The sequence below is a fragment of the Wolbachia endosymbiont of Nasonia giraulti genome (assembly GCF_048054155.1).
Classification (GTDB): domain Bacteria; phylum Pseudomonadota; class Alphaproteobacteria; order Rickettsiales; family Anaplasmataceae; genus Wolbachia; species Wolbachia pipientis_C.
Genome location: NZ_JAFEVH010000067.1, coordinates 1 through 5,157, shown reverse-complemented (window position 1 = coordinate 5,157; position 5,157 = coordinate 1). Strand labels below are relative to the sequence as shown.

Genomic DNA, 5,157 nt, shown 5'->3' with positions numbered 1-5,157 from the left:
ATGTTACAAATTCTATCCATTTCGTTACAAAATGGCATTCGCTTTCTTCATTCTCCTTTACCTGCACTTCCATCAGCATTCCTTGCGGTTTGCTTGCCATGTAGGCGAAAATACAGGCTTACCCTGTTTCTCCAGTCATACAACAGTGGGTTAGGTGGCTTCTCTATACCGGTGGAGTTATTATTTGCGTACATCTAGAAATGAAAAATGTAACTTATCCACATTACCTTTTGGTCAGAGCTTATCAGCATCTTTAGCTCTTTCATCGTATCGGTACTTATAAAGCTTCACTTACGTTCACCATACCACTAGCCTAGCCCTCCAACCACATGATGCTTGCAGTTTATGCCCCTCTCACGATTGAGCATCTTCTTTTTCAAGAGGAGGTTCATTGTCCGCATCGCTTGGCACCAACCGGTTGCCCGATTCGCACTGATGCGTAGACTCAGACGGCAAAACATCTGGTTTAATAAGTTTTAGAATCCTTTCAGTTTCTTTCTGAATGAATTCCTCTCCTTTTAAACAATATGACCGAAGACTTTCAGGTCGCACCATATCACTGATGATGTTGTATCATTTTTATCAACAAAAGTATTTTTAGCATTTGCATCAAATGCAAAGGAAAGAATTAAAGCTACAAGTAGAAGAAAATTTTTCATTATGCCTCCGTATTTAACGCTGGATTATCTATCATTTTGATTAAATTTAAGTAAACGGTGAGGATTTTTTGCTTAAAAGTATGCTTTATTTCATTTAGAATACTTTTCTTAGTTTATTTATATTACAAGTGCTACAGAAATTTTATAGTATCGTTTATTGCCTTTATCGTGCTTTAATTGACACAGTTTATAATGATGGAGTGGAGCACGCAGGATATCTATCATTTTTAATCCTGTTATCAATATTTCCTTTTCTTATTGTTTTAATGGCCATGGCATCAACGTTCGCAAATTTCTTAGATCAATACAATGTCGGCTGGGCATTTATTATTGATAACATGCCACAGGATATTTTATCATCTTTGATGCCACGTATTAGGGAGATAATATCAGGCCCTCCGCAAAGCTTATTAACCTTGGCAATTGTAGGCGCTGTTTGGACTGCCTCATCGACAATTGAAGGATTCAGAACGATATTGAATAAGGCCTATAAAGTCCCGGTTTCATCGCCTTATATATGGAGAAGGGTGCTCAGTATATTACAATTTTTAGCAATTACGCTTGTTACAACTCTGACTATAGTATTTTTTACATTAGTGCCAATGTTAATTGATTTTTCTTACCAAGGGCTAAGTTATACTAGATATTTACTTATTGAGTTTGTGCTTTTTACTATAGTATCTTGGCTATATTTTACATTGCCAAACATAAAACAAAACTTATCAGACGTATTTCCCGGATCTTGTGTAGCTGTTATTCTTTGGACGATCTCTGCTTCAGCTTTCAAGCAATACTTAAAAGCTTCCTTTGACCAACTGAATTTGATATATGGAAGTTTAGGTGGTGTGATAGTATCGTTACTATTTTTTTATGTGCTAAGTTTGATTTTTATATATGGAGCAAAATTTAATTTTCAGCTAAAATATTTCAATGGATCTTGCTAAGGAGAAAGAAATGGGTGACTTAGAAGGTAAAATAGCTTTAATTACCGGAGCTTCAGGTGGAATAGGCTCTTCTGTTGCAAAAAGATTTGTAAAAGAAGGTGCATGTGTAATTCTGATTTCCAGATCTCTTGATAATCTCAAGCCATTGTATAACGAAATTGAAGAGCTGAAAGAAGGCTCTGTGAAACTAATTCAGCTTGATCTTTTAGACTTTGAAAACGTAGAAAAACTGGCAAATATGATAGAAAGCCCAAAATTATCAGAATCTGGAACACTTGATATACTGATTGCATGCACTGAAATTTTAGGTAAGTTGAGCTCTGTTCATGATTGTGAGCTTGAAGATCTACAGAACGTAATGAATACAAATTTTACTGCCAATTGGTACTTGCTAAAAAATTTGGGTCCAATACTAAAAAAGTCTAATGCTGGAAGAGCGATATTCATGACCTCAGAGATAACACTTTCTCCTTCCTCTTATCCATATTGGGTACCATATGCTGCAAGTAAGGCTGCACTAGAAGCAATGGTGAAGATATATGCATCTGAGACAAAACATACGAACTTATGCATAAATGCCGTGTATTCGGAAGGGCCTATCGATAGTGAAATGTATAAGCAAGCATTTTCGGGAAAAGATATATCTGAATTGGTGCCACCTGATAAACTGACAGACAAATTTGTAGAACTTGCTTCTGAAGATTGTAGCATATCAGGACAAATCTTACCACTTAGCAAATCTCCCGAGTAAATTACCATAGTATCTGCAAAGATACCGTTAAGCCTAAAGGTAGTTAGGTTTAATAAAAATTCACATACACAGGAAAGATTGGTAACATTATTTGAGTCGAGACTATTATTGTAATTATGCCAAAATGCACAGATATAGAATCTATATTAGTAATAGGAGCAGGCCCAATAGTTATAGGTCAGGCATGCGAGTTTGATTATTCTGGAACGCAAAGCTGTAAAGTATTAAAAAGTGAAGGTTATAAAGTCATTTTAGTTAACTCCAACCCCGCAACTATAATGACAGATCCTGAATTCTCTGATGCAACTTATATTGAGCCGGTGCTACCTGAAATCATAGAGAAAATTATAATTAAGGAGAGGCCAGACGCAATATTACCAACAATGGGAGGGCAAACAGCACTTAATTGTGCAATAAAACTTGCAGATGATGGAGTGTTAGACAAATACAACGTAGAATTAATAGGAGTAAATAGAGAAGCAATAAAAAAAGCGGAAGATAGAGAATTATTTCGCCAATCCATGGATAAAATAGGTCTAAAATACCCCAAAAGTATCATTATAAAAAATCAAGAACAAATAAAAAAGGCTTTGGATTACATTGGATTACCAGCAATCATCCGTTCATCATTCACTCTTGGTGGCGCAGGTAGCGGCATAGCATACAATAAAGAGGAGTTTTTCAATATTGCAGAAAGTGCTCTAAAAATTTCACCAATAAATGAAGTTCAGATAGATGAATCAATTATGGGCTGGAAGGAATATGAAATGGAAGTTATCCGTGACTGCAAGGATAACTGTATAATAGTGTGTTCAATAGAAAATATTGATCCAATGGGAGTGCACACCGGAGATAGTATCACAGTTGCTCCTGCTTTGACTCTGCGTGATGCTGAATATCAACAAATGAGAAATGCATCTATAGCAGTGCTGAGAGAAATTGATGTTAGCGCCGGTGGTGCAAATGTTCAGTTTGCAGTGAATCCTAAAGAAGATGGAAGCCTCGTTGTAATTGAAATGAATCCAAGGGTTTCTCGCTCCTCTGCACTTGCTTCGAAAGCAACAGGCTATCCTATTGCAAAAGTTGTAACTAAACTTGCTATTGGCTATTCGCTCGATGAAATATGTAACGACTGTGCTCCAGTTATACCTGCTGCATTCGAACCAGTGATTGATTATATCGTCACTAAAATTCCTCGATTTGAGTTTGAGAAATTTAAGGGGACGAATTGTGAACTATCAACCTCCATGAAATCAGTGGGAGAAGTAATGTCTATAGGCCGCACTTTTAATGAGTCACTACAGAAAGCTTTTCGCTCACTTGAAACAGGGCTCACGGGACTTGATGAAGTGTTTTCTGAAGACACAGATGTTAAATCTCAATTAGCAAAATTGCTGCCAAACAGATTACTGATTGCTGCTGACGCAATGCGTCACGGAATTAGCATAGAAGAAATAAATTCGATTACAGGATATGACTTATGGTTTCTGCAAAATATACAGCAAATCATCTTGGCTGAACAAAAAATCAAGGAAAACGGCCTTCCTGGAACTGCATATGAAATGTTAGAGCTGAAAAAAATGGGGTTTTCAGATGCAAGATTGGCAAAATTGAGCAATAAGAAAGTAGAACAAATTGAAGCAATAAGGAAAAAATTTGATGTTAATCCAGTTTATAAGCGTGTAGATACCTGTGCAGCTGAATTTGAATCGAGCACTGCTTATATGTATGGCTGCTATGAGGGTGATGTTGAAAATAAAACGGAATGTGAGGCGAATATTTCGGATCGAAAAAAAGTTGTCATTTTAGGAAGTGGTCCAAATCGCATTGGTCAAGGTATTGAGTTTGATTATGCATGCGTACATGCAGCTTCTGCCGCCAAAGAAATGGGGTATGAAACAATAATGATTAACTGTAATCCGGAAACCGTTTCAACTGATTATGATACCGCTGATCGTTTATATTTCGCCCCACTGATTGCAGAGGATGTGCTTGAAATACTAAGCAAAGAGCAAGAAAATGGCACACTGGTTGGTGTAATAGTTCAAATAGGTGGTCAAACACCTTTAAAGTTAGCCAAAGTGCTTAACGAGAGAGGTTTCAAAATTCTGGGAACTTCGTTTGATTCTATTGACCTTGCAGAAGATCGCATGAGATTTAAAAACCTTGCTTTGCAACTTAATTTAAAACAACCTGAAAGTTCTATCTGCCATTCAGTAAAAGAAGCGTTAACCAACGCAGAAAAGGTGGGGTTTCCACTAGTAGTCAGGCCATCATATGTCCTCGGCGGTCAGTCTATGTCGATTAGACACGATACTCAGAGCTTTAAAGAGTATGTCTTGAATCAAACCAAAATTTTTGAACACGGGTCACTGCTTCTTGATAAATTTTTAGTCAATGCAGTTGAGGTTGACGTTGATGCTGTATGTGATGGGAAAAAAGTTTTCATTGCAGCGGTCATGGAGCACATTGAAGAAGCTGGTATCCACTCTGGCGATTCAACATGCTCAATACCGACAAATACATTGAGTGACGAAGTAATAAAAGAGATCGAGCTCCAAACTGAAAGAATAGCTCTTGCACTAGAAGTGAAAGGTCTGATAAACATTCAGTTTGCTGTTCAAGAGAGTGATGTATACATACTTGAAGTGAATTTAAGGGCTAGCCGTACAGTTCCTTTTATTTCCAAGGTAATCAATATTCCTATTGCAAAGCTTGCCACTCAGGTTATTTTGGGTAAAAAATTGAATCAGGAAAACAAGCCTTTCAATCATTTTGCAGTTAAAGCTGCTGTTTTTCCATT

General features: G+C 37.0%; 3 protein-coding genes and 1 pseudogene. 3 read left to right on the top strand and 1 reads right to left on the bottom strand.

The features are described 5' to 3' along the window. Positions 1–527: 527 nt before the first annotated feature. A pseudogene (locus JR312_RS05935) lies at positions 528–659 on the bottom strand (TrbC/VirB2 family protein); the annotation flags it as partial. Between the two features lie 128 nt (positions 660–787). On the opposite strand from JR312_RS05935, the gene JR312_RS05930 reads away from it, so the two are divergent. The 3 genes from JR312_RS05930 to carB form a co-directional block, all read left to right on the top strand. After that, a complete protein-coding gene (locus tag JR312_RS05930; RefSeq protein ID WP_416647952.1) occupies positions 788–1,603 on the top strand; it encodes a YihY/virulence factor BrkB family protein in 816 nt (271 codons plus the stop codon). After that, complete coding sequence (locus JR312_RS05925; protein ID WP_416647951.1) at positions 1,590–2,354, top strand: SDR family NAD(P)-dependent oxidoreductase; 765 nt, start codon at positions 1,590–1,592, stop codon at positions 2,352–2,354. Before JR312_RS05930 ends, JR312_RS05925 begins: the two co-directional genes overlap by 14 nt. A gap of 116 nt (positions 2,355–2,470) precedes the next feature. Beyond that, a partial coding sequence (carB, locus tag JR312_RS05920) for a carbamoyl-phosphate synthase large subunit (RefSeq protein ID WP_416647950.1) occupies positions 2,471–5,157 on the top strand: 2,687 nt, incomplete at its 3' end.

Excerpts from the sequence above, each read along its gene's own strand:
- JR312_RS05925 (WP_416647951.1), top strand. The coding sequence starts at position 1,590 with ATGGATCTTGCTAAGGAGAAAGAAATGGGTGACTTAGAAGGTAAAATA.